At 55.0% G+C, this 24037-nt stretch carries 21 protein-coding genes and 2 riboswitches; of the genes, 13 read left to right on the top strand and 8 right to left on the bottom strand.

Going from position 1 to position 24037, the window contains the following annotated elements; translation table 11 throughout:
• Positions 1–131: 131 nt before the first annotated feature.
• Positions 132–2042: an excinuclease ABC subunit UvrC gene (gene uvrC, locus E5161_RS17665; RefSeq protein WP_246042389.1), complete on the top strand. Its 1911-nt coding sequence runs from the start codon at positions 132–134 to the stop codon at positions 2040–2042.
• Between the two features lie 279 nt (positions 2043–2321).
• Here uvrC and E5161_RS17660 read toward each other — a convergent pair whose 3' ends face one another.
• A complete protein-coding gene (locus E5161_RS17660; protein ID WP_136779213.1) occupies positions 2322–4028 on the bottom strand; it encodes a CPBP family intramembrane glutamic endopeptidase in 1707 nt (568 codons plus the stop codon).
• A gap of 253 nt (positions 4029–4281) precedes the next feature.
• Positions 4282–4447, top strand: a riboswitch (cyclic di-AMP (ydaO/yuaA leader).
• A gap of 133 nt (positions 4448–4580) precedes the next feature.
• On the opposite strand from E5161_RS17660, the gene E5161_RS17655 reads away from it, so the two are divergent.
• The 5 genes from E5161_RS17655 (at position 4581) to E5161_RS17635 (ending at position 10253) form a co-directional block, all read left to right on the top strand.
• The gene (locus tag E5161_RS17655) at positions 4581–5879 is read left to right on the top strand and encodes a TrkH family potassium uptake protein (RefSeq protein WP_136779325.1); all 1299 of its coding nucleotides are present in this window, start codon (positions 4581–4583) and stop codon (positions 5877–5879) included.
• 60 nt (positions 5880–5939) lie between these two features.
• Positions 5940–6602, top strand: coding sequence for a potassium channel family protein (locus tag E5161_RS17650; RefSeq protein WP_136779212.1), 663 nt, complete (start codon positions 5940–5942; stop codon positions 6600–6602).
• A 156-nt stretch (positions 6603–6758) separates the two neighbouring features.
• Complete coding sequence (locus tag E5161_RS17645; protein ID WP_136779211.1) at positions 6759–8039, top strand: ArsB/NhaD family transporter; 1281 nt, start codon at positions 6759–6761, stop codon at positions 8037–8039.
• A 122-nt stretch (positions 8040–8161) separates the two neighbouring features.
• Positions 8162–9400 (top strand): cation:proton antiporter, encoded by a 1239-nt coding sequence (locus E5161_RS17640; protein WP_136779210.1) that lies wholly within the window; start codon positions 8162–8164, stop codon positions 9398–9400.
• Positions 9401–9470: 70 nt separating this feature from the next.
• A complete protein-coding gene (locus E5161_RS17635) occupies positions 9471–10253 on the top strand; it encodes a polysaccharide deacetylase family protein (protein ID WP_136779209.1) in 783 nt (260 codons plus the stop codon).
• Positions 10254–10331: 78 nt separating this feature from the next.
• On the opposite strand, the gene E5161_RS17630 is transcribed toward E5161_RS17635, so the two are convergent.
• Entirely contained in the window at positions 10332–10949 is a 618-nt protein-coding gene (locus E5161_RS17630; protein WP_136779208.1) for a 3D domain-containing protein, read from the bottom strand.
• Positions 10950–10952: 3 nt separating this feature from the next.
• A riboswitch (cyclic di-AMP (ydaO/yuaA leader) is annotated at positions 10953–11108 on the bottom strand.
• 72 nt (positions 11109–11180) lie between these two features.
• A complete protein-coding gene (locus E5161_RS17625) occupies positions 11181–12101 on the bottom strand; it encodes a LysR family transcriptional regulator (protein ID WP_211246761.1) in 921 nt (306 codons plus the stop codon).
• Between the two features lie 176 nt (positions 12102–12277).
• Here E5161_RS17625 and E5161_RS17620 point away from each other — a divergent pair, with 176 nt between their 5' ends.
• From E5161_RS17620 to E5161_RS17605, 4 genes are all read left to right on the top strand, one after another.
• Positions 12278–12946, top strand: a complete 669-nt coding sequence (locus tag E5161_RS17620; protein WP_136779207.1) for a succinate dehydrogenase cytochrome b558 subunit — start codon at positions 12278–12280, stop codon at positions 12944–12946.
• 15 nt (positions 12947–12961) lie between these two features.
• A complete protein-coding gene (sdhA, locus tag E5161_RS17615; RefSeq protein ID WP_136779206.1) occupies positions 12962–14719 on the top strand; it encodes a succinate dehydrogenase flavoprotein subunit in 1758 nt (585 codons plus the stop codon).
• A 3-nt stretch (positions 14720–14722) separates the two neighbouring features.
• Positions 14723–15487, top strand: a complete 765-nt coding sequence (gene sdhB / locus E5161_RS17610; protein WP_136779205.1) for a succinate dehydrogenase iron-sulfur subunit — start codon at positions 14723–14725, stop codon at positions 15485–15487.
• A gap of 307 nt (positions 15488–15794) precedes the next feature.
• Entirely contained in the window at positions 15795–16493 is a 699-nt protein-coding gene (locus E5161_RS17605; protein WP_136779204.1) for a sensor domain-containing protein, read from the top strand.
• 56 nt (positions 16494–16549) lie between these two features.
• Here the strand turns inward: E5161_RS17605 and E5161_RS17600 are convergent, their stop codons facing one another.
• The 4 genes from E5161_RS17600 to E5161_RS17585 form a co-directional block, all read right to left on the bottom strand.
• Positions 16550–16858, bottom strand: coding sequence for a winged helix-turn-helix transcriptional regulator (locus E5161_RS17600; protein ID WP_136779203.1), 309 nt, complete (start codon positions 16856–16858; stop codon positions 16550–16552).
• A gap of 287 nt (positions 16859–17145) precedes the next feature.
• Complete coding sequence (locus E5161_RS17595; protein WP_246042387.1) at positions 17146–18108, bottom strand: cation diffusion facilitator family transporter; 963 nt, start codon at positions 18106–18108, stop codon at positions 17146–17148.
• A 216-nt stretch (positions 18109–18324) separates the two neighbouring features.
• A complete protein-coding gene (locus E5161_RS17590; RefSeq protein WP_136779201.1) occupies positions 18325–19137 on the bottom strand; it encodes a histidinol-phosphatase in 813 nt (270 codons plus the stop codon).
• A gap of 22 nt (positions 19138–19159) precedes the next feature.
• On the bottom strand, positions 19160–20062 hold the full coding sequence (locus tag E5161_RS17585) for a LysR family transcriptional regulator (RefSeq protein WP_136779200.1): 903 nt from the start codon (positions 20060–20062) through the stop codon (positions 19160–19162).
• 193 nt (positions 20063–20255) lie between these two features.
• Here E5161_RS17585 and E5161_RS17580 point away from each other — a divergent pair, with 193 nt between their 5' ends.
• On the top strand, positions 20256–21563 hold the full coding sequence (locus E5161_RS17580) for an MFS transporter (RefSeq protein WP_136779199.1): 1308 nt from the start codon (positions 20256–20258) through the stop codon (positions 21561–21563).
• A 19-nt stretch (positions 21564–21582) separates the two neighbouring features.
• Here E5161_RS17580 and E5161_RS17575 read toward each other — a convergent pair whose 3' ends face one another.
• Positions 21583–22530 carry a zinc dependent phospholipase C family protein gene (locus E5161_RS17575; protein ID WP_136779198.1) on the bottom strand — a complete coding sequence of 316 codons (948 nt, stop codon included), beginning with the start codon at positions 22528–22530 and terminating at the stop codon, positions 21583–21585.
• A gap of 194 nt (positions 22531–22724) precedes the next feature.
• On the opposite strand from E5161_RS17575, the gene E5161_RS17570 reads away from it, so the two are divergent.
• On the top strand, positions 22725–23177 hold the full coding sequence (locus E5161_RS17570) for a chemotaxis protein CheX (protein ID WP_136779197.1): 453 nt from the start codon (positions 22725–22727) through the stop codon (positions 23175–23177).
• A gap of 80 nt (positions 23178–23257) precedes the next feature.
• Complete coding sequence (locus E5161_RS17565; protein WP_136779323.1) at positions 23258–24034, top strand: SDR family NAD(P)-dependent oxidoreductase; 777 nt, start codon at positions 23258–23260, stop codon at positions 24032–24034.
• The last annotated feature ends 3 nt before the right edge of the window (positions 24035–24037 follow it).

Here is a 24037-nt window from a genome sequence, read left to right as displayed (position 1 = left end):
CTTCGCTTTTTGTTGTAAAGGCGCAGGAAGGTGACAAGTTTGCGACATCGCGGCGGCATGCGGACCCCAACCGCCCGATGCTGTGCTACAATAAGGGAAGTTACGCTGCCGAAAGGAGGAGCCGTCCGTACATGGAAACCGATATCGCACACGACGCCGACCGGGAAATGGCGATGGAGAATATTCGCCACAAGCTGGCGCTCCTGCCGGATCAGCCGGGCTGTTATTTGATGAAAAACAGCGAGGGCACGATCATTTACGTCGGCAAAGCCAAAGTGCTGAAAAACCGCGTGCGTTCCTATTTCAACGGAACCCACGACGGCAAAACGCAGAAGCTCGTCTCGGAGATCCGGGATTTCGAATATATCGTTACCGCAAGCAATACCGAATCGCTCATCCTCGAGTGCAATCTCATCAAACAGCATCATCCGCGTTATAACGTATTGTTGAAAGACGACAAGTCGTTTCCGTATTTGAAAATTACGAACGAAACGCATCCCCGGCTGGAGGTTACCCGTCGGGTAGTGAAAGACCGGGCCAAATACTTCGGACCTTATCCGAACGCTTTTGCCGCCCAACAGACGAAGAAACTGCTCGACCGGCTGTATCCGCTGCGCAAATGCAATACGCTGCCCGATAAAGTTTGCCTGTATTATCATATGGGCCAGTGCGTGGCGCCTTGCGAGTTCCCGGTTCAGCCTTCCGAATACGACCGGATGGTGGGGGAGATCTCTCGTTTTCTTAACGGGGGGCACACCGATATCAAAAAGGAACTGCAGCGCAAAATGGAGGAAGCGGCCGAGGAGCTTCAGTTCGAGCGGGCACGGGAATACCGGGATCAGATCAACGCGATCGACGCACTCATGGTGAAGCAGACGATCAACCTGCACGACACGCAGGACCGCGACGTGTTCGGCTATGCCGTCGATAAAGGCTGGATGTGCGTGCAGATCTTGTATATGCGTCAGGGCAAAATGATTGAGCGGCACGTCTCGGTTTTCCCTTACTACGGCGAGCCGTATGAAGATTTCCTGAGCTACGTGACGCAGTATTACAGCGATAATCCCGCCTTGCCGCGCGAAATGCTGCTTCCGGTTCCGCCGCAAGAAGAGACGGCTGCCGCAGACGATGCGTCAGACGACGGCGAAGGCGTTGAAGCCGGGGAGGGCGCTGAAGTCGGCGAATCGCTTCGCCGCTGGCTGAAGATCAAAGTCGCGGTTCCGAAAAGGGGAACGAAGCGGTCCCTGATCACGATGGCATGCGATAATGCCCGTATGGCGCTCGAAGAGAAGTTCCGGCTGATCGAACGGGACGAGAAGCGCAGCGTGAAAGCCGCCGACGGGCTGGCCCAATGGTTGGGCATCCCGTCTGCAGGCCGTATTGAGGCGTTCGACAACTCGAACATCCAAGGTGCCAATCCGGTGTCGGCCATGGTCGTCTTTACCGACGGCAAGCCGGATAAGAAGGAATACCGCAAGTACAACGTCAGAACCGTTCAAGGGCCGGATGATTACGAAACGATGCGTGAGGTCGTCCGCCGAAGGTATGAACGGGTGCTCAAGGAAAATTTAGCTTTGCCGGATCTCATCGTCGTGGACGGCGGCCGCGGTCACATTGCGGCGGCGATGGACGTACTGGTGAATGAACTGGGACTCGATGTCCCCGTCTGCGGATTGGCCAAGGACGCCAAGCACCGGACCGCTGAGCTGCTGGTCGGGGATCCGCCGGAAGTCGTCCCGCTGCCTAGGGACAGCCAGGAGTTTTATTTGCTGCAGCGGATTCAAGACGAGGTTCATCGCTTCGCGATCACGTTCCACCGGGAGAAACGCGCCAAATCGATGGTCGCCTCTCGCCTCGACGCCATTCCGGGCATCGGTGAGAAGCGGCGTAAACAGCTGCTGCGTCATTTCGGTTCGCTGAAAGCGATCAAAGAGGCGTCCGTGGAAGATTTCAAGCCGCTGTCCATCGGAGAGGGGCTCGCCCGGCGCATACTCGACGCGTTAAACGAAGAGAGCGGCGGTGCCGAGCAGCCGACCGTTTAAATCGAATCGCCCCCAACGGCTCTGTACAGAGGCCATATGGGGGCGATTTTTTTCTTTTGCCGTTATCCCTTTCGTTCAGGCGGCGAAGTGGGGGGCTTCTTCCTTGCCCTTTGTCGATATCCCCTTCACTCAGAATAACGATCGACCTGAAAAACTGAGCGAAAGGGATATCGATAAAGGGTTATTTTTGGAGAGATGTGCCGCGCCCCGAACTGAGCGAGAGGGATATCGATAAAGGTAAAATTTTAGAGATACCCGCCCTGGAACGACAGAGGTGGTTTAGCCGGCGGGACGAGGCTGGGCGGCGCCCCGGTGCAGCCACCAGATGACATAGGCTACAATGGCGGGCAGGAAAATGCCAAGAATGCCAACCGGTAAGTTGCCCGGCAAACCGTCGAACACCATTTGCGTGGCCATGAGGAATGAATCCAGCGTAATATGGGCGAAAATGACGGCTAACAAACCGAACCGCAGCATAAACCAGCCGAACAAGAGGCCCATCAGGACAAGTTCGATCACGCGGGAGTAGGCCGGATAAACTGCGTAGCTCACGTGGCCGAAAGCCCAGAACAACCCGGGCGGAAGCATCGCGATCAGCGTCAGAACCGCAGCCGAGCGCTTGCCGGGTTCACGGCCCAGTACTTTTTTCGCGCCGCCTACGAGCCAGCTCCGGAACAACGCGATGCCGAAAAAGCGGCTTTGAATCTCCTCCGATATGCCCGCGCACCAAGCGAGCAGAAGAAGGAGCCACGGATAGGTCATGTTATAAGTGGACTGGGTCGCATCCGATGCTTGAAACATGCCGATTCCGTGTTGCAGACCAAGCAGGATGACCGATTGCACGCCCATTAAAATAAAGGCCAGCTTATACCCCTGCTTCATGCTGACGACAACCGAATCGCCGAAGCCGCGATCCCTCCAGCGAGGCCACAAAGAGCGGCCCATCGAGTTCCACAGGCCGTCGCCGCCAACCGCCGAGAAGTAGGTGAATGCGGCCATCACGGCAACAACGATCAAGGTGGAAACGATCACTCCAGTCAGCAAAGGGTCGTCCGCTGGCAGTCCTTCCTCCAGCACCTGCGCACGCAAACCGGGAATCATGTTAAAGGTGAACGCGACGTAGAACAGGAAGAACACCGAAGCGAACCCTATGCCGCGCCGGAAAGACGTGTGCTTGCGACGGGTGCCCGCATACACGATCGCCATGACGAACAATACAAGATGCGGCACGATGAAGCCGATGGCGTTAAGGCGGCTGGAGAGCCGCGTCTGATCCTCCACGTAAGCCGTGAAATCGCCGGGAATTTCAATGGCGTAAGTGACGGAACCGCCCTGCCAACGAGGGAATGCGGAGGAAGCCGGCTCGTACCCCGGAGGCACTTGAACTTCCAATCGCACGCGGGCTTCCCCGAGAGCGCTTTTGCGGGAATGAAACACGGCGGTTCCGGGCGCCCCTTGTTCGGCGGGCTCCCAATCTGCGGCGCGAACACCAAAGAACGAGGCATAAGCCATCGCTTTATCCATGAAAGACCTCTTATCCGATTGCGAGGCTCCGGCCGCCGGATGCGTGCCGGATTCGTCTTTCCAGCCGACCAACTGCCCGGAGTGCATTTGCAGCATGAGGGTCAGCGTGCCTTCACCCGCAGCAAGCACAAGATCGGCACGGTATACATCCGTCGGATAATTCGGTTCCCATTCTTGTTGATAACGGGACAAAAGCTCTTCTTTCGAAAAATAGCCGACCGCCTTGCTGTTCGACGTATGGACCAGAAGTACGCGGTCCACCCGGTCCGCCGAAATGCCGAAACGCTCGGAGGCGATCAGCAGCGCCTGCCGCTTGGCTTCGTCGCGGCTGAGCGCCGTGCCGCCGCCTGTTTGGGACGATAGGGCGGAGGGCAAAATTTGTATGAGCGCGAAGAGAATCAAGCCGGCCCACGCCGCCCATCTCCAGCGGCTTTGGCCGATAGATCTCCCGTTTGCTTGCAATTTTATCTCTCCCTTTTCAAAAAGCTTGTAAGTAAACGCATACAGTCAGCTTAGCATATCGATTGCTTGAATTTCTACGCGATTACGGCGTAAATCGATGAAAACGGAAGCTTTCGAATAGAAAAACCATGTCCGGTCGGGTGTTGTTCACCAATCGGTTCACATTGCCGTCACTTTTGCCCGGTTTGAGAGGAATTTCATGTTGTCCGGTTTATCGGCAGGGACTATAATGCGGAAGTACGAATCGTGAACAATCATAAATCAGCCGAATTTCGAACGAAAACGGGGGAACCAACTTCGCCGCATCAAGAAGCGGCGTCCCGGGGTGAATTCGTTCCGTGTAAAGTGCGGAAGCGATAGGGCAGCCTGTTCTGGCCCGAACCCGTCAGCTAACCTCGTAGGCTGCAGGAACAGGACTCGCATGCGCGCACGAAGCATTGGGGTTCCAATGCTTTTTTTGTTGCTGACGTACCGGGGTCCGAGTACAGACTTGATGAGGTGACTTCCTTGTTCAGCAAAACCTACCGGTGGCTCGCGGCTTCACCGCCCAAAATGTTGGTCATCGGGTTTGCGCTGATCATTTTGATCGGCGCACAGCTTTTGACTTTGCCGGTTTCCTCGGCAATCGGTCAATCGACGCCTTGGCTCGACGCCCTGTTTACGGCGACTTCCGCCACCTGCGTCACCGGACTTGTCGTCGTCGACACCGGGACCCATTATTCCACGTTCGGCCAAGTTGTCATTCTGTCATTGATCCAGATCGGCGGTCTCGGCTTCATGACGATGGCGACGCTGTTTGCAGTCGCATTAAAAAGACGCATTTCCCTCAAAGAGCGTCTCATCCTGCAGGAAGCGCTCAACCAGGGCAGCATCGAAGGCATCATCCGTCTTGTAAGAAAAGTACTCCTTTATACCCTTTGTATCGAAGTTGCCGGAGCCATTCTGTTCACTCTGCGTTTTCTGTTCGACATGCCTGCCGGCCAGGCCGTTTATTACGGAATCTTTCATGCGGTCTCGTTTTTCAACAATGCCGGTTTTGATATTATGGGACATTACCGGAGTTTAACGATGTACGTGGGCGATCCGATCGTCAACTTTACGTCGATGATGCTGATCGTCTTGGGCGGCATCGGTTTCGTCGTGCTGTCCGACCTTGCCGAGTATCGCCGCAACCGGAAGCTGTCGCTTCATTCCAAAGTGGCGCTAAGCATGACCGGATCGTTGATTGTCGTGGGTACGCTGGTGATTTTCATTTTCGAATACACGAATCCCGCAACATTCGGACAGCTGAATTTCGGGGAGAAAATTTTGGCGGCGATGATGCAGTCCGTTTCGCCCCGTACCGCCGGAGTCAACACGGTGGACATCGCGGGTCTCCGTCAGGCCACGCAATTCATCATCGTGATCCTGATGTTCATCGGGGCGTCACCCGGTTCGACCGGCGGCGGCATCAAGACGACCACATTCGCCGCCCTGCTGGGAGCCGTGATCGCGATGGTGCGGGGCAAAGAAGACGTCGTCATGTTCAAATACCGTTTGGCCAAGGAACGGGTATATAAAGCATTGACGGTGACCCTGTTCGCCCTTGCTCTGGTCATGCTGGCCACCATGATTTTGTCCACCACGGAGGATCATCAGTTCCTCATGCTGTTGTTCGAGGTCACCTCCGCATTCGGTACGGTGGGCTTGACGATGGGCCTGACCCCGGATTTGACCACAGCGGGCAAAATCATCATCATCGTCATGATGTTTATCGGCCGTTTGGGCCCGTTGACGCTGTCCTACGCCATTGCTCCGAAGCCCGGAAGGGTGCTGTATCGTAACGCCGAAGGGAAAATCATCATCGGGTAACCGAGTATCGGCCGGCTATTCGACATCATAAGCGACCGTATAAGGAGAAGGATTATTCGCATGAAATTGAACCAGTTTGCCATTATCGGCCTCGGCCGATTCGGATCCAGTCTGGGCCGCGAGCTCAGCCAGCTCGGCTACGAAGTGTTAGGGATCGATCACGACGAAGAAAAAGTGAATGAAATGAGCAGCGTGCTTACCCATGCCGTCGCGGCGGACGGAACCGAGGAGGAAGTGCTGCGCTCCATAGGCGTGCGCAATTTCGATTGCGGGATCATCGCGATAGGTGATGACATTCAGGCGAGTATTCTGGCCGCCATCTTGCTGAAAGACTTAGGGGTCAAAAAAGTGGTGGCCAAAGCGGTCTCCGAGCTTCACGGCCGGGTGCTCGAGAAGATCGGCGTGGACCGCGTCATCTATCCGGAGCGGGATATGGGCATCCGGGTTGCTCACCAGCTGGTGTCGCCGAATCTGCTGGACTACATCGAGCTGTCCAAAAATTATACGATCGCCGAGCTGGGCGTTCCTAAGAAACTTACAGGCAAAACGCTCTCCGATATCAACTCTCGCGGCCGTTTCGGCTGCAGCGTGGTGGCGATTAATAAGCCCAAAGGCATGATTATCGCGCCCGTCGCGGAAGACGTGCTGACAGAGGATGACGTAATGGTCGTCATCGGGACGAATCGGCAGGTAGAAGAGTTTCAAGAGTCGATCGAGCGTTAGACAGGCAAATTTGTTTACAGCATTTATATGCTCATTGTATAATGGGTCGAAACAACATAGCGGAGTTACCTGGAGGAGCCTGCCAACAGCGGGCTCTTTTTGTATTTTTCGGGGATTCTACAGTTTGGAACGATAAGCGTGAAACGGGAGGTCAGGATGGAACAACAAGCCATTTGGGCGATTGCCCTGTTTTTGATCATTTACGCACTTATCATTTCGGAAAAAATCCACCGGACGATCACGGCGATGATCGGCGGAATTCTGATGATCCTGCTGGGCATCGTCGATCAAGAAACTGCGCTGCATCATATCGATTTCAACACGCTGGGGTTACTCGTGGGCATGATGGTCATCGTCAGCATTACCGCCGAAACCGGCTTGTTTACTTCCATTGCCGTAATAGCCGCGAAAAAAGCGAAAGGCGAGCCTGTGCGCATTCTTGTCGCACTTTCGCTGGTCACGGCGGTCGGCTCGGCCTTTTTGGACAATGTGACGACGGTACTGCTCATGGTGCCGGTTACCCTCGACATCACGAGGAGGCTGAAGGTCAGTCCGCTTCCGTTTCTGATGACCCAGATCGTCGTATGTAACGTCGGAGGTACCGCAACGCTTATCGGAGATCCGCCGAATATTATGATCGGCAGCGCGGTGAAGGAGCTGACATTTATGGCGTTTATAGAGAACCTGGCTCCAATTGCGATAATTATTTTGATCGTTTACATGGCGCTCTTTATTCTCATTTACCGAAATAAACTGCAGACGACCACGGAACTCAAACATGAATTATTGAACATCGACACCGCAAAACTGATCAAAAATCCTAAACTGCTGCGCAAATGCCTGGCCGTATTGGGTTTAACGATTCTAGGGTTTTTCCTGCATCAGGCGCTTCATCTCGAATCCGCGACTGTCGCATTGGCGGGTGCTTTTCTGCTTCTATTGTTGACGGGCGAGCACATGATGGAACAAGCGCTGGCTCGCGTGGAATGGACCACCATCTTCTTCTTCGTCGGCTTGTTTGTGCTGGTATCCGGATTGATTGAAACGGGCGTAATTGCCGAATTCGCCGCCCGCGCAATCGAATGGACAGGGGGAGATCCGGTTGCCGCATCCGTGCTCATCCTATGGCTTAGCGCCATTGCCTCTGCATTTGTCGATAACATCCCGTTTGTGGCAACCATGATTCCGATGATTCAGGAGATGGGCCGAATGGGGGTAGAAAATTTAGAGCCATTATGGTGGAGCCTGGCATTAGGAGCGTGTCTGGGAGGGAACGGCACGCTGGTAGGCGCGAGCGCAAATCTCATCGTGGCGGGTGTCGCCGGCAGAGAGGGGCATCCGATCCCGTTCTTTAAATTTTTGAAATTCGGGTTCCCGCTCATGCTTTTGTCGATTGTCTTCGCCAATATTTATATTTATTTCAGGTATCTGATGTAACGGACCCTCAAGAGTGGCGCTGTCGCTGTCGTTGTCGTTGTATGATCGGTTAATGTTCTTATATACTGTGGGATATATTGTGAGACAATAATATACTTCGTTCGCGGGGAGTCATTCTTAAAATGGAACAGACGACAACAGAAATCGTACATCATTTGCTTTTATTGGTTTTGTTGGTTCTGGGAGCTGGCATTCTGTCCGGAAGGATCGCTGCATGGCTGCGTTTGCCCGATGTCGTGTTGTTCATCGCGGCCGGCATGCTGCTGGGCTCGGGTTTACATTGGATATCGGAGACGAGCGGCTCCTTGACGAACCAGCTCATTCTCGCGGTCGGATCGGCGCTGATTTTGTTCGACGGCGGACGCAACATACGGTGGCACGGTCTGAAACAGGTCGGTCTCACCATTACTTTGCTGAGTATTGTGGGCGTATTGGTCACCGCCGGAATAGCGGGATTCGCCGCGAAACTGGCGTTCGGACTGGATTGGACGACGGCACTGCTGATCGGTGCGGTGATATCTTCGACGGATCCGGCGACCATCATTCCGGTGTTCCGGCAGGTGAAAGTCCGGACCCGGCTGCGCGAAACGGTGGAGAGCGAGTCCGCTTTTAACGACGCAACCGGCTCCATTTTGACATTCTCTCTTCTTGCCGTATTGACCGGCGGCGGGACGCTGGACATCGGGCATATTTCATGGGATTTCATCAAGACGGCGGTGGGCGGGCTGGCCGTCGGCGCAGTTGTGTCGGCGGTCTTGGCCTATCTTGCGGCGCATCCCAAATGGGGTTTTTTCCGCGATTACGCCTCGCTGACGATGCTTTTTGTGGCCATCGGCTCTTACGTGCTCGGGGAAGCGTTTCACGTCAGCGGACTGATGGCCACCTTCACCGCGGGTGTCGTATGGGGAAATGCAAGCCAGTTCGGGCTGTCCATGGAGGAAAAACAGGAAGAGATGGGCCACGTGGCCGACCATGCGGCTGTCATTATGCGCATGTTTATTTTCGTGCTGCTCGGCAGTCAGGTGAACTTCGCGCTGCTGCGCGAATATTTGTGGCCGGCGCTGGCCGTCGTGCTGACACTCGTCTTTATCGCGCGTCCGTTGGCGGTTTACGCCTCCGCCTTGCCGGACGTCAGAACCCGCTGGTCCTCGCGGGAACTGCTGTTCATGTGCTGGGTGAGGGAGACCGGGGTCATCCCGGCGGCGCTCTCCGGCATGATCGTCGCGACGGGCATAGCCGGCGCCGACCGGTTATCCGCGGTCGTGTTCATGGCCATCGTGTTCACGATCCTGGTGCAGGCAAGCACGACGGCTTGGCTGGCTAGACGGCTCGGGTTGGAGGAAAAACCCTCTGCTTCCTGAATGAAGCGGAGGGTACAAGCCTAAGCTAAAGAGAGCAGTCTAGGGAATTCTTTTTCCAAGGGTGGACAGGATGGCAAGCTCTCGTTGGTTGAGAGTGGCGATGTCGCTTACGGGCGCCGTCACTCTTTTGTTTTTGTCCGCATTCGAAAAACAGGCAGCCGGCAAGCCGGACAAAATGCCTTGGTCGGAGCTTCAGCGCCGCTATCATGGCGTCTTCGTGCTGTCCGCCACCCGGGAGACGCGGAAGGTCGCACTGACCTTCGATGACGTGCCTGACCCCCGCTACACGCCGAAAGTACTGGACATTTTAAAGAAGAAAAAAGTGCGTGCCACCTTTTTTGTCGTCGGTTCCCGGACGAAGAAACATCCCGGCCTCGTGAAAAGAATTCATCGGGAAGGACACGTGATCGGCAATCATTCTTACTTTCATCCCGATTTCTCGAAGCTGCCTCTCGGCAAAATGCAGGAGCAAATCCGGCGAACCGAGACGCTGCTTCTGAATGTCGTCGGCTTTAAGCCCCGTCTTATCCGGCCGCCTTACGGGGAAATATTGCAGGATCAGGTGAAGTGGGCCAAGAAAGAAAGATACACGGTCGTCAATTGGGATGTAGATTCGTATGACTGGAAACAGTTGACCGGCAACAAAATTTACCGCAACGTTACCCGTACGGTTCGTCCGGGCTCGGTCGTTCTGATGCATGCGGGAGGTGGAGCGGGACAAAACTTGTCCGGAACGGTGGACGCGCTGCCCCGCATCATCGATTGGCTCCGGAACAACGGCTATGAGCTGGTGACGTTAACGGAACTGCTGGACGTGCCGGAACAGCATAACCTGAACATTCCGCTGCCTTGACGGATGGGCGGCCTCAGGCAAAAAGGAAAAAAGCTCCCCGCCGGGGAGCTTTTTCGTGTTCAATTGGAGGGATGCGGGTTATTTCAATACGTAGACCTTCACATTCTGCATACCGAACTTCGACACGTAAGAGCGGGAGCCCGGGATGAATATGTCGATCCGGTTGCCTTTGATCGCGCTGCCGGAGTCCGTCGCCGTCGCGATCATGCCGCCTTTCGGCAGGCCATTAAAATCGTAACCCGTGATATACACTTTGGAGCCGAGCGGGATAATTTTCGGATCCACAGCAATGGTGCCCAGTTTGAGCGGTTTTCCGAAGTAATCCACAGGACCCCAGGCATTTTCCGCGACCGAGGCGGAGTAAGCGCTGGCTTTCACTTGCAGCACTTTCTTGTAAGCCAGCGACTCTCCCTTCATCGTCGTCACGGTTTGCGCGGCTTGCACTTTCACAGAACCGGAAGGGATGGTTAATTTGAGACCCGCGTAAATGTTATACGGGTTCACCTTCGGGTTGGCCGCCATCAATGTGTTCAGAGGGATGTTAAACTTCTTGGACAGCTTCCAAAAGGTGTCGCTGTCGGTTGCGGTGTAGTTGGCTGCGGCTGCATGGGCGGTCAATCCGGGGAGAAGCAGCGCGCCTCCGAGGGCGAATGCGGCGGCACGGAGTCCCGCCTTTTTCCAATTGAGTCGGTTCATTAAACTTCCTCCTTATAGAGGCCGGCGAGGTTAGTTGTCGGGTTCGGGCTGGGAGTTCAACCCTACGCAAAGCTGCTCTGCGATTCACCCCAAGTGGCGGCACTGCCGCACGGTGTTGCGGTTCCCCCGCACCCTTTCGGGTTTTGGCCGATTTTGTGTCGCTACTGAGGATAACATAGACCTTCCGGTCAATCCTACCGGTAACTCCTGCCATGAAGCCGAAAAGCCGCGTCACGACGGCTCTTTCGGGAGGTGGGCGCCGCGGGCGAAATGGGCCGTCGTTTCCTCAATCAGGTAACGGATTGGAGGCGTTAACCATGCGGGATCTCCATGGATGAGCGATGTCGTTCGCTTCGTTTGCTCCAAATCCCGCACGCGCACGACGTACAGATCGTTATCGGCCAGCAGCTGAGGGCGGACATACGATTTAGGCAGCAGCGTGCCGGCGCGGCAAGCCGACATTAACCGCACGATCGCCTCGAAAGAGTCGATTTCCATCTGCACGTCCGGTTTTACACCATGACGGCGAAACAGCTCGTCGGTCAGCGTGCGGTACCACGTGCCCGGAGCGAACAGGATCATCGGCAGACCGTTCAAATCCGACATCTCCAGCTGCGATTTCTCCAAAATAAATGAAGCTTTGGGGAGCACGAGCATGAGATGATCTTCGAATAGTGGTAAACTTGTAATGGAAGCATCATCGTCTACCGCCGACGCCACAAGACCGAAATCGACCTTGCGTTCCTTCACGAGCGACGCGATTTCGTGGGTTTTGCCGGTGACGACCTTGATCTCCAGATTCGGATGCTTTTCGGTCATCGCCTTGATCCAATCGGGCAGCGTCGTCTGCAGGGTGGTGAGGCTGGCCCCAATGGTCAATACCGGTGCTTCCTCGGATTTGAAGGCGTTAAGCTTTTGCAAATATTCGCCGTGGAATCGCCGAAGCTCGATGGCGAAATCATAAGTGAGCTGCCCCGCGGCCGTGAGCTCCAGACGTTTGCCGACACGCCGGAACAGCTGCACGCCCAATTCGGACTCGAGTTTCGCGATGCGGCGGGACAAGGCCGGCTGCGAAACGTTCAGTCTGTCCGCGGCTTTGTTCAGGCTAGTATGTTCTACAATGGCGGCAAAAAAACGCATATCTTCCAGCATGGGGATCCACCTTTATCATATGCAAAATCGTCATAACAATTTATAAAAAATAAGCAATTCCATTATAAGCAAAAAAAGAGTAAGCTATAAAGCGGTGACAAAACGGTGACGGATTGTGGCGGCATTTGCCGGGCAGGCGTCAACCGTTCGGACGCGAAAGGAGATCGTTCAACGACATGAGTGGAAATTCGTACTTGCCGCGCAAACTGCACTCGCTGCTCGGGGTAATTCCGCTGGGGCTTTTTTTCATTGAACACGCCCTGACGAACTATGCCGCATTCGAGGGAGGGCAACAGGGGTTTGTGGACGCCGTCCACGGCATCCATAAGCTGCCGCTCGTCTTTTTCCTCGAACTATTCATTATTTGGCTGCCCATCCTGTTCCACGGAGTGTACGGACTTTACATCGCGTACCAGTCGAACTACAACACGGGCCGATTCAGTTACGGGCGCAACTGGGCGTTCGCACTGCAGCGGATTACCGGGGTCATTACCTTTATTTTCGTGTTCTGGCACGTTTGGAACACCCGCGTTCAAGTAGCTTTGGGGAACACGACGTATGAGGAGCTCGGAAATCACATGAACGGGATCGTAAGCAACCCCGTCTATTTTGTGATTTATTTCATCGCGGTCATCGCGGCCGTATTCCATTTTTCCAACGGTCTTTGGGCGTTTCTCGTCAGTTGGGGAATCACGGTGGGCCCGCGGGCTCAGCGCATTTCCTCGAACATTTGTATGGGCATTTTCGTTATCGTGTCCGTGCTGTTCCTGCTGTCTCTCTTTGCATTCCGCAGCGACGAATTCGCTTCGGCTGCGGCAGCATTCAGCCCGGTCATGTTCGGTTAAGGGGGGTAAGGCATCATGGCAAAAAATAAAATCATTGTCGTCGGCGGCGGTTTGGCCGGTCTCATGGCAACCGTGAAAGCCGGGGAAGCCGGGATGAACGTCGATCTGTTCTCGGTTGTACCGGTGAAACGTTCCCACTCCGTATGTGCCCAAGGCGGCATCAACGGCGCGGTGAATACGAAGGGCGAAGGCGATTCTCCTTGGGAGCACTTTGACGATACGGTATACGGCGGCGACTTCCTGGCGAACCAGCCGCAAGTTAAGGCCATGTGCGAAGCTGCACCGGGCATCATTCACTTGATGGACCGTATGGGCGTTATGTTTAACCGCACACCGGAAGGCCTGCTCGACTTCCGCCGTTTCGGCGGCACGCAATATCACCGCACGGCATTCGCGGGCGCAACGACCGGCCAGCAGCTGCTCTACGCGTTGGACGAGCAAGTACGCCGCTGGGAAGCCGCGGGACTCGTTGAGAAGTTTGAACATTGGGAATTTCTGTCCGTCGTGATTGACGATGACGGGGTATGCCGCGGAATTACCGCACAGAACCTCCGTTCAATGGAAGTCAAAACGTTCAAAGCCGATGCGGTTATTCTGGCCACGGGCGGCCCCGGTATCATTTTCGGCAAAACGACGAACTCCGTCATCAACACCGGAACGGCAGCCAGCGCCGTGTACCAGCAAGGCGTTTATTACGCGAACGGGGAATTCATCCAAATTCACCCGACGGCCATTCCCGGCGACGATAAGCTGCGTCTGATGAGCGAATCCGCCCGCGGCGAAGGCGGCCGGATCTGGACTTACAAAGATGGCAAGCCGTGGTATTTCCTCGAAGAGAAATACCCGGCATACGGCAACCTGGTTCCCCGCGACATTGCGACACGCGAGATTTTCAGCGTATGCGTCGACCAGAAGCTCGGCATTAACGGCGAGAACATGGTGTACCTCGACCTTTCGCACAAGGATCCGAAGGAACTGGACGTGAAGCTCGGCGGTATCATCGAGATTTACGAAAAGTTCATGGGCGACGATCCGCGGAAAATTCCGATGAAAATTTTCCCTGCCGTGCATTACTCCATGGGCGGCATGTGGGTCGATTACAACCAGATGACCAACATCCCGGGCTTGTTCGCCTGCGGCGAATGCGAATACCAGTATCACGGCGCGAACCGGCTGGGGGCCAACTCGCTGCTGTCCGCCATTTACGGCGGCATGGTGACAGGGCCGAAAGCGATCGAATATATCAAAGGCTTGAAAAAGTCGGCCGAGGACGTTTCGGAGAACGTGTTCGAACGCGAAAGCAAGCGCCAAACCGGCAAATACGAATCCGTTCTCGCCATGGACGGCACCGAGAATGCTTATGTCCTGCATAAGGAACTCGGCGAGTGGATGACGAACAACATGACCGTCGTTCGCTACAACGACAAGCTGCAGCAGACGGTCAACAAAATTAAAGAGCTGAAGCAGCGCTACCAAAAGATCAACATCAATGACACGGCGCGCTGGAACAACGCCGGAGTGGCCTTTACCCGCCAATTGTGGAACATGCTCGAGCTTGCCGAGGCGATGACGGTCGGAGCACTGATGCGGAACGAAAGCCGCGGCGCGCACTACAAGCCGGAATTCCCGGACCGCAACGACGAAGAGTTCCTCAAAACGACGAAAGCGAAGTGGACGTCGGAGGGGCCGCAAATCTCCTATGAGGATGTCGACGTCTCTCTGATCAAGCCGCGGATTCGCGACTACTCCAGCAACAAGAAGAAGGAGGGTTAAACGATGGCGGAAACGGCAACCAAACAACGTACGGTCAAGTTCATCATCACGCGCCGGGAACGCCCGGAAGCTGCTCCTTACACGGAAGAGTTTGAAATTCCTTATCGTCCGAACATGAACGTAATCAGTGCGCTCATGGAGATTCAGCGAAACCCCGTCAAAGCGGACGGTGCCAAAACGACTCCGGTCGTATGGGAGTCTAACTGTCTTGAAGAAGTTTGCGGCGCCTGCTCTATGGTCATCAACGGCAAACCCCGCCAAGCTTGCTCGGCGCTGGTCGATAAGCTGGAGCAGCCGATCCGGCTGGAGCCGATGTCCACGTTCCCGGTTGTCCGTGACCTTGTCATTAACCGCGAGCGGATGTTCCAAGCACTGAAAAAAGTGAAAGCGTGGATTCCGATCGACGGAACCTACGATCTCGGACCGGGACCCCGGATGGCCGAATCGAAGCGTCAGTGGGCGTACGAGCTGTCTAAGTGCATGACGTGCGGCGTTTGCCTCGAAGCATGCCCGAACGTCAACGATCGCAACTCCTTCATCGGACCGGCCGCGATCTCGCAAGTGCGCTTGTTCAACGCTCACCCGACGGGCGAGATGAACGCGCATGAGCGTCTGGAAGCGCTGATGGACGAGGGCGGCATTGAAGGCTGCGGCAACTCGCAAAACTGCGTGCGCTCTTGCCCGAAAGGCATTCCGCTCACGACTTCGATTGCAGCAATAAACAAAGACACCACCAAGCATCTGTTCAAAAAGTGGCTGGGCATGTAACATATTCCAGAGAGCCTGTTGATGAGAATCAACAGGCTCTTTTTTTAACAATAAGTGTAAATTGCACAGAGGCCGGTTTCTCCGAAAAAATCCTTTTATGGTTATCCCCCTCGTTCAGGATTGTTGTGGGGCAAGGGAAGTCGACAACCTGAGTCAACGGGATAACGGCAAAAGGGGCGGAATACATACGAGCTGATTCGCATGACTAGACCTGGGTCGAGCGCACATCCCGTCTGCAAGCGGATTCGACAACGGTGCGAATCCCGTACAATGGGTTGCAGAACAGGGAAAGCGGGGACTTGTGAACATGAAGAAGCAGAGCGCGGGAAGAGCTTGGACGATGCTGATCTTATCGCTGCCGAAAGGAATGGCGTCTCTCCTCACGGTGGTGGCTGGTTTATCCGTGAGCCTGCCGTTGTCGGTTTTTCTTATAGGGCTGCCTTTATTGGCGGAAACGCTGGTGCTGAGCACCCGCATGATGGACGCGGAGCGCAGGTATACGGATCATTGGCGGAATGGATCCACAGATGAGCCGATCGTGACAAGCGAGCATACGGGACAGTGGAAAGGCTGGAAAGCGCTGCTGGCCGTGCTGGTTCAGGGACGTTCCTACCGCAGCTTGTTGTACGGACTATTACAGCTGCCGATCGGCATAGCGGCGTTCGTTGCGGCGATCGTCCTGCCGGTCACGGCCTGGGCGGTCATGCTCTCGCCGCTAGCTTACCAGGTGAGCGTCAGAATGTACGCCTATGATCTGTTTGCCGACGATTATTTGATGAACAGTCTGTTTGCCGATTGGTCGTCCTACTTGCGTTCGTGGGTGTACGGCGGAGTGGGGTTGGTGCTCGTGCTGCTGGTACCGGTGATCCTCCGGGCGATGGGCCGGTTGTATGCCGGGTGGGTCAAAAGCATATCCGGCAAACAACCGCGGAACACGCCGGCGATCGAGCAGGAAGCGATGCCGATTTCTATGGACGCGCTGCGAGAGCCGCAGTTGAATGCGTGAGAAGGCGCACAACAAAAAGACCGTTCCGAGGGGAACGGTCTTTTTGCTATTTCCGGTTACATCCACTTGTCGCCCCAGTCTTGAATCGACTCAATGACTTCTTGCAAATCTTTGCCTTTGTCGGTGAGTTCGTATTCGATGCGAACCGGCATCTCCGGATACACGGAGCGCTTCACCACGCCGAGCGATTCGAGTTCCTTCATGCGATCGGTGAGCATTTTGTCGCTCATATCCGGAATTTGTTCCTTCATATCTTTGAACCGCTTAGGGCCGCCCATGAGGACGCGAATGATGAGTCCCGTCCACTTTTTGCCCAGCAGGTCGGCTGCCGCTTCGTATTTGGGGCACATTCTCGTAAAATCCATACACTTTTCCCCCTTTGGTGAGAAGCGCGGTTGACAGGGATTGAGGATTTTCCTCTATTTTAACACATGCGCTTCAGAAAAGTAAGTAAATACTATACAATTGTATTATACTTGACATTAGTAAGTAAATAAATAAATTGTCCGTCCGGTCACAGGGGATTTCTCCCTTGATGCGGCTTTGTTTCAATAAGGCTAGGATTCCACAGCTTCCTTTAAAATAAATGAGGACCCTGCGATGGCGGCAGATGCTGCCACTGCAGGGTCCTTCTTCGTCAACGGGCAATGGATCAGTTCCGCCGCTCTTCCCGGTGAAGCAGGAACTGCTTGCCGTATTCCCCGTGAGGGTGAATCGTGGCATGTTCCATTTGCAGCGTGGAGTGGGTGATACCGTACTTTTCCTTCAGCATCTCGTTGGCGGCCAGAATGATGCAGAACGGCTGAATGTCTTCGCGAATGAACATGTGAGCCGTCAGCGAATAATGATCGGTGGACACGGCCCACAAATGCATTTCGTGAACGTCCTCGACACCTTCGACCTTGCCGAGCTCCTTGCGGATTTCCTCGAGGTCGAACTTTTCCGGCACCGATTCCATCAAAATCCGTGTAGACTCGCGGAGGATTTTGGCGCCGCCCGTAAATATAATGCCGCCGATGATCATACTGATCAGCGGATCCATGAACAGCCAATCGGTGAAGTAAATAATAATAGCTGCTAGGATAACGCCTGCTGAACTGAGCAGATCGCCGATAAAATGCCACAAAGCGCTTTGGATGTTCAAATTCTCTTCTTCATGATGGCTGCGGCTGAGCACGATCGTCAGCACGAGGTTGACGACGAACCCGATCGACGCGATCGTGATCATCAGTCCGAATTCCAACGGCTCGGGATGAATGAACCGTCTGATGCCCTCATAAAAAATGCCGGCCGCAATGACGCAAAGCGCGAGCCCGTTGAGGAAGGAAGCAATAATTTCGAAGCGCAGATAGCCGAACGTGTATTTGGCGTTAGGTTGACGGGTTGATAAGTAGATCGCTGCCATACTCAGGCCGAGCGCCACGACGTCGGACACCATATGAGCGGAATCCGACAAAAGCGCGAGCGAATTGGACAGCAATCCGCCGACAATCTCGACGACGGTAAAAAACAAAGTGAGAATCAGCGTAATCCACAGCGTTTTGCGGGATTTCGACTGTTCCTTGACGTGCTCCAAATGGTGAAAATCGTAAGCTTCCCCGGAGTTCTTGTCCACGATGGAAACCCCCTTCTCCCGGTGTAGTACATATATTACCATGAACATGGGTCGAACGGGGCTGAAATCTGGTACCCATTTTGTTACACAATTGAAACATTGCTGTTACGTGTCTGTCGCAGAGCCCGGATACAATTAGTTCCAAGACCCCCTTTTTTCATATTCTGTTGAACCTGCCACCGTTGGCGGGTTCCTTTTTTTATAGACCGCTTTTCGTCACAGCGGCACGACGATCTTTTGTTTTTGGCGATAAAACACCCAACGCTTAAACCCGATTTCCTTCAGCCTTGAGCGGACAAGGTCCAATTCGTCACCGACCCGGCCCGGTACATGCGCATCCGATCCGAACGTGACATCGACCCCGAAATGAAGAGCCCTTTCCAGAATCGCATCGGAAGGGTACCAACCGCCAACGTCTTTCGTTTTGCCGCTTGTGTTGATTTCGATGGCGATGTCATGCTCCGCCACCGCTTGAAGCGCGGCGTCGATTTCCGCATCCGCGCCGGCAATGTCGACGAAAGCCGGATAGTAACCTTTCATGGCGTCGATGTGCCCCAGCACTTGAAAAAGTCCGGTGTGCGCGGAGTCTCGGATTTGTTCGTAGTAGTTTTTTTTCACATCGGTTTTTTGCCGTTCGTTCAGCTTTGTCCACCGGTTTCGATTAAAAATGCTGACGCCGTGTATTTGATGTACGGATCCGATGATATAGTCGAAAGGGTAGGGCTCGTAAGCTTGCCGGTAAACCTCCAGATGCTCAGGAAAAAAATCGGATTCCACGCCGAGCAGCACCTCGATGCGTCCCGCGTACTTTTCCTTCAATCGCAGCACTTCCGCCACATAACGGCTGAATTCGCTTTTCGCCATCGCCGTGCCGGGAACCGCATGATCTTCCTCACGGGCGAAAAAGGGAGAATGATCGGAAATGCCGATGACCGACAGGCCGGCCTCGATCCCCGCGCGTATATAATCCTCGATTGTTCCCGTTGCGTGTCCGCATCTCTCATTGTGGGTGTGCAAGTCGAATTTCACGGCCGCATCCTCCTTATTCGCTTTATTCGCTGCCCACGAAATGATCTTCGGGCATCCCTTTCAAATCGCTCAAAAACTGCTTCATCGCGCTGCTCAAATAACGTCCGGATTTCGTAATGACGCCGACCGGGTGGCTGACTTCCAGCTCGCTCACGGGTATCATTTTCAATGTACCCCTTTTTAACTCTCCCGAGATCGACAGCTTGGAAACGACCGCAGCCCCCAGGTTGAGCTCCGCCATCCGCTTCACTTCCTCGCTGCTGCTGAGCTCCATGGCGATATTCGGGGTAATTTGGTGTTCCCGCAGCACCCGGTCGACGAACCGCCGCCCTTGGGTGTCCGGAGACAGCATGATCATCGGCACATCCTTCAGCATACCCACCGTGACCTTCTCGAGCGATGCCAGGGGATGCCGGGGAGAGGTAACGAGTTCGAACGTATCGTAATACAGCACCGAGGTTTCGACTTGCGCGCTTCGCTCGGATAAGTAGCCGATTCCGACGTCCACCGTGCCGTTTTCCACGCTGGCGTGCACTTGGGAGGAGGACATCGATTGGATTGTCGTTTTGATAAGCGGAAACTGGTTCTGAAAATAGGAAAGCACCCGCGGCAAAATTTGAATCGCAATCGAGGTGGTGGTCCCGAGCACGATATGCCCTTGGGGATTATGGTCGAGATCGGACAGCTTCTGCTTCAACTCTTCCACAATGGTCAGAATGCGTTCCGCATGTTCAAGAAATACTTTGCCCCGATCGGTCAAGGTCACCGGATGATTGCGGTCCACGAGCGTCGCCTTGAATTCGTCTTCCAGGCTTTTAATCTGCGCGGAAACGGCGGGCTGGGTCAAATTCAAATGCTCTCCCGCTTTGCGGAAACTGAGCGTTTTGGAAATCGTGAGAAGCGTCTCGAGCTGACTAATGTTCAAACGGGCCGCCTCCTGCATTCAATATATTTATCAGCATATGAAAAGATATAAAAAGGTTTTGTCATTTAGTCCATTATAGGGCATTTAGGGGCGGGCCGCAAAACCCTGCAGGACAGGTCTTGCGGCATGGCCGGACACATAAAATTTATGTAAAGCTGCTCGCCGGGTACAGGATTCCGTATGGCTTTGTCGAATGGTTAGCGTCAGACAGCGCCGCTTGGCGGAAGGAGCGATCGGTTTGCAGGACGACCGGAAGCAGGTCAGAGCATGGGTGATGTACGATTGGGCCAATTCGGCGTTTGCCACGACGATTATGGCGGCGGTCATGCCGATTTATTTCGTGAAAGCGATCGGAGGTACCGATGCGGATTGGGGCTTTACCCAAACGGCGGCTGCGCTGGTTATTGCCTTGCTGTCGCCGCTGCTCGGTGCGATGGCGGATCGGGCAGGCAACAAGAAGTCGTATCTTCGCATTTTCACATTTATCGGCGCGGCGGCCAGTGTTTGCATGGCGTTGCCGGGCAAGGGCGATGTGTTGTTCGTTTCGCTGCTGGTCGTTGTGGGCATGATCGGCTTCGGCGGAGCGGGCAATTTCTATGATGCGCTGCTGAACGATGTCGCTTCGCCCGCGAACCGGGAGAGGGTAAGCGCACGAGGCTTCGCCATGGGCTATTTGGGAGGCGGCCTGCTGCTGGCCGTCAATCTGCTGATGATCTTGAAGCCGACATGGTTCGGGCTGCCGGCGGAAGGTTCCGCTCCTTCGCAAATTTCGTTCGTGATGGTCGGCATTTGGTGGCTGCTGTTTTCCATTCCGATTTTCCGGCATGTTCGGGAACGTCCGGTTGCGGAAGCGGCGAGGAGAAGGAACCAAGTGGCGGAAGGCGTGAAGCGACTCGCGCAAACGCTGCGGGAAATCAGCCATTATCCGGAATTGTTGAAATATATGATCGCTTACTGGTTTTTGTTTGACGGCATCAATACCGTCATTGTAATGGCGGCCAGCTATGGAACGACGATCGGCATCGAGTCGACCCACTTGATTACGGCCCTGCTGATTACGCAGTTCATCGGGTTTCCGGCCACAGTGGCATTCGGGGCTTTGGCCTCGCGTGTCGGCGGCAAGAGGATGCTGTACGGCTCCTTAATGATGTATTTGATTATAGTCGTGCTGGGCTTTTTTATGAAAAACGCGCTTCATTTTTATATTCTTGCGGCGCTTGTCGGGTTGGTGCAGGGCGGTTCCCAGGCTACGGCGAGAGCGATTTACAGCCGGCTCATTCCGCCCGACCGTACGGCCGAGTTCAACGGCTTCCTTACCTTCACCAGCCGTCTCATCTCCTTCATGGGACCGCTGATGTTCGCGCTGGTGAAAGTGTTCACCGACTCGAGCCGTTACGCCATTCTCGCGGTCGCCTTCTTCTTCGTCGTCGCCATGGCAGTGCTCACCTTCGTCAACACGGCGAAAGGTGAGCGCGAGGCGATTCGGCCTTTCGCGGGTTGAAGTTTAATTGCCTGCCGTGTTACACCGGAATGACCGAATCCGCATACGTGATCCAGGCGGAGCCGCAGGGCCGGCCCGTCTCGTAGGAGATGTCGCCGAGCAGGCCGGCGAAGGCCGCCTGCAGCGCGGATGCGTCGTCACCCGGGCCGGCAGTCAGCCAGGTGACCGCGGCTCCGGCGGTGGCGCGGCCGTCTCGCAGCGCAGCCTCCCACAGATCATCCGCGCTTTCCGTGTGGTATATCGTGCGGTCGCACGGATTCACCCACGTGCGATGCGCATCGTTGAGCACATCCCAATCCGGCAGTCTGCGCGGGGGAGAGAACGGCTCCAGCTGGCGGAAGAGCAGACGGCCTTTCCACCCGGTCGGATCGAAGAACAGCTTCTGGGCCGACACCATCTGAGCGACGGCTTGATCCAACTGATCCGGCGTGATCCGGGCAGCCAACACCGGGTAATGCAGCCGCGCCGTATCCAGAAATTCGGCCGCAAATCCGCCGGGCATCCTTCCCCCGGTATCGATCTCCGACGCAACCGGTACCGAGCCGGTATGAAGACCGGCTCTCCGATGCATCACCACCGCGTCCATTGCGGTCTCGAACCGTTGATGGTGCCATTTGCGAAACCCGGAGCGGCTGAAAACAAACGGATGAAGATGCCGGTCGAGCAGGTGATGGAGCAAAAATCCGAAGCTGAAAGCGACGGCCGGTTCGGTCAATGCCCGCCCTCTCACGCGGCCTAACAGCGAAAGAAGAAAAGGCCCGCACCGCACGCTGTGCATTTGGCTGCCGAGATCGTTCAGCGGCGTCGCCGGCTGCCATGGCAAAAAATGATCGTAAAATAAAAAATCCGGACCCTGGCACCCTAACTGGAACGCGGCATTCCACTCCCGGCTTTCCGCCATGCCCGCCAATCCCAGTTCAGCCAACAGCTCCCGCCCGTATTGAATATGAGCCCAAATGTTCGGCATTCTTTTTCCCCTTTTTTCCTCAAAATAACGAACAAAATTCAACCCGTTCCGGGACTTTCAGAGCAGTACGTCTATACCTCGAGACCTGTTTTTTGTTGAATTAATGGTATACTTGTCCAAGTAAGTCCAGTATAATGAAGGAAACTGATTTCGGCCAGATATTCGATTCATACTTACAGAGGGGCGTGTCACGCTTGAAAGCTGAGTATATCAACTCGTTTTTGGACTCCGCGCGAATGGTGATCGAGCAGATGGTGCAAATACGCCCCAGCACGGGTCAATTGACGGTGAAGGACATCAAGTTCACGGATCATCAAGTCTGGGTTCAAATCGGTTTGACCGGCGAAATGAGCGGAGATATCGTGTTCGGCCTCAGCGAAAGCGTCGCCCTTCGGCTGATATCGGCCATGATGGGCGGTTTTGCGATTACCGAGATCGACGAGTTGGGCCGCAGCGCGATTTCCGAACTCGGCAACATGATCGGCGGCAACGCAAGTACGATGCTTTACAATCAAGGCCTGCAAGTTGACATCACCCCTCCGAAAGTCATGGCGGAGATCAATAGCTTTACCGCTCGCCGCGCGCTGACCGTTCCGCTTATCATGGACGGCATCGGCGAAATGGAGATTCAGGTACTGATTGCTTGATCCGAAACTGATATAATAACGATAAAGGAAAAATATGCCCCCTTCCGGGGCTTTTTTCATTGGAGGAACGACGAATGAAAATATCGCTGAAAGGCCGGGTGGTGCTCATCACCGGGGCGTCCAGCGGCATCGGGGCGGCGGCTGCGCGGCTATTGACCGCCAAAGGGGCGATTCCCGTTCTCACCGCAAGGTCGGTCGACAAGCTGAAGGCGTTGTCCTCGGAAATGCCGGGAGAGCACGCTATTTATCCGATGGATGTGACGGATATGGAACAGGTGCAGCGGGTCGCCGCCGCCATCCACGAACGATTCGGAAGATTGGACATCCTGTTGAATAATGCCGGTTACGGAGAGTTCATCCCTTTTGCCGACGCTTCGCTGGAGCATTTTCAGGTTATGATGGATGTGAACTACATGGGCGTCGTGCGCTGCTGCAAAGCGGTGCTTCCCTACATGGTGAAGGCGGGGCAAGGGCATATCGTCAACGTCGCTTCCATTGCGGGCAAAATCGGGTCGGCCAAATCCACCGCGTATTCCGCTACGAAGCATGCCGTACTCGGCCTCACCGACGCGCTGCGGCAAGAGCTGCGGGGCACCGGAATTCTCGTGTCCGCCGTCAATCCGGGGCCGACCGACACCCCTTTCTTTGACCGTGCCGATCTGGAAGGGACATACGCCCGCAACGTCGCATGGATCATGATGCCTGCAGAGAAAGTAGCCCGCGCGATCGTGACCGTCATGGAACGCCGTATCGCCGAGAAAGATTTGCCGTGGCTGGCTTCCGCGGGCGTTCGCATTCGCCGGACTTTCCCCCGGTGGACGGAAGCGGCGGCCGCACGGCTGCTGAATAAGAAATAACGG

The organism is Cohnella pontilimi (genome assembly GCF_005049045.1).
GTDB classification, from domain to species: domain Bacteria; phylum Bacillota; class Bacilli; order Paenibacillales; family Paenibacillaceae; genus Cohnella; species Cohnella pontilimi.
The sequence above is the reverse complement of the archived record's forward strand: the minus strand, read 5'-3'. Positions and strand labels throughout refer to the sequence as shown.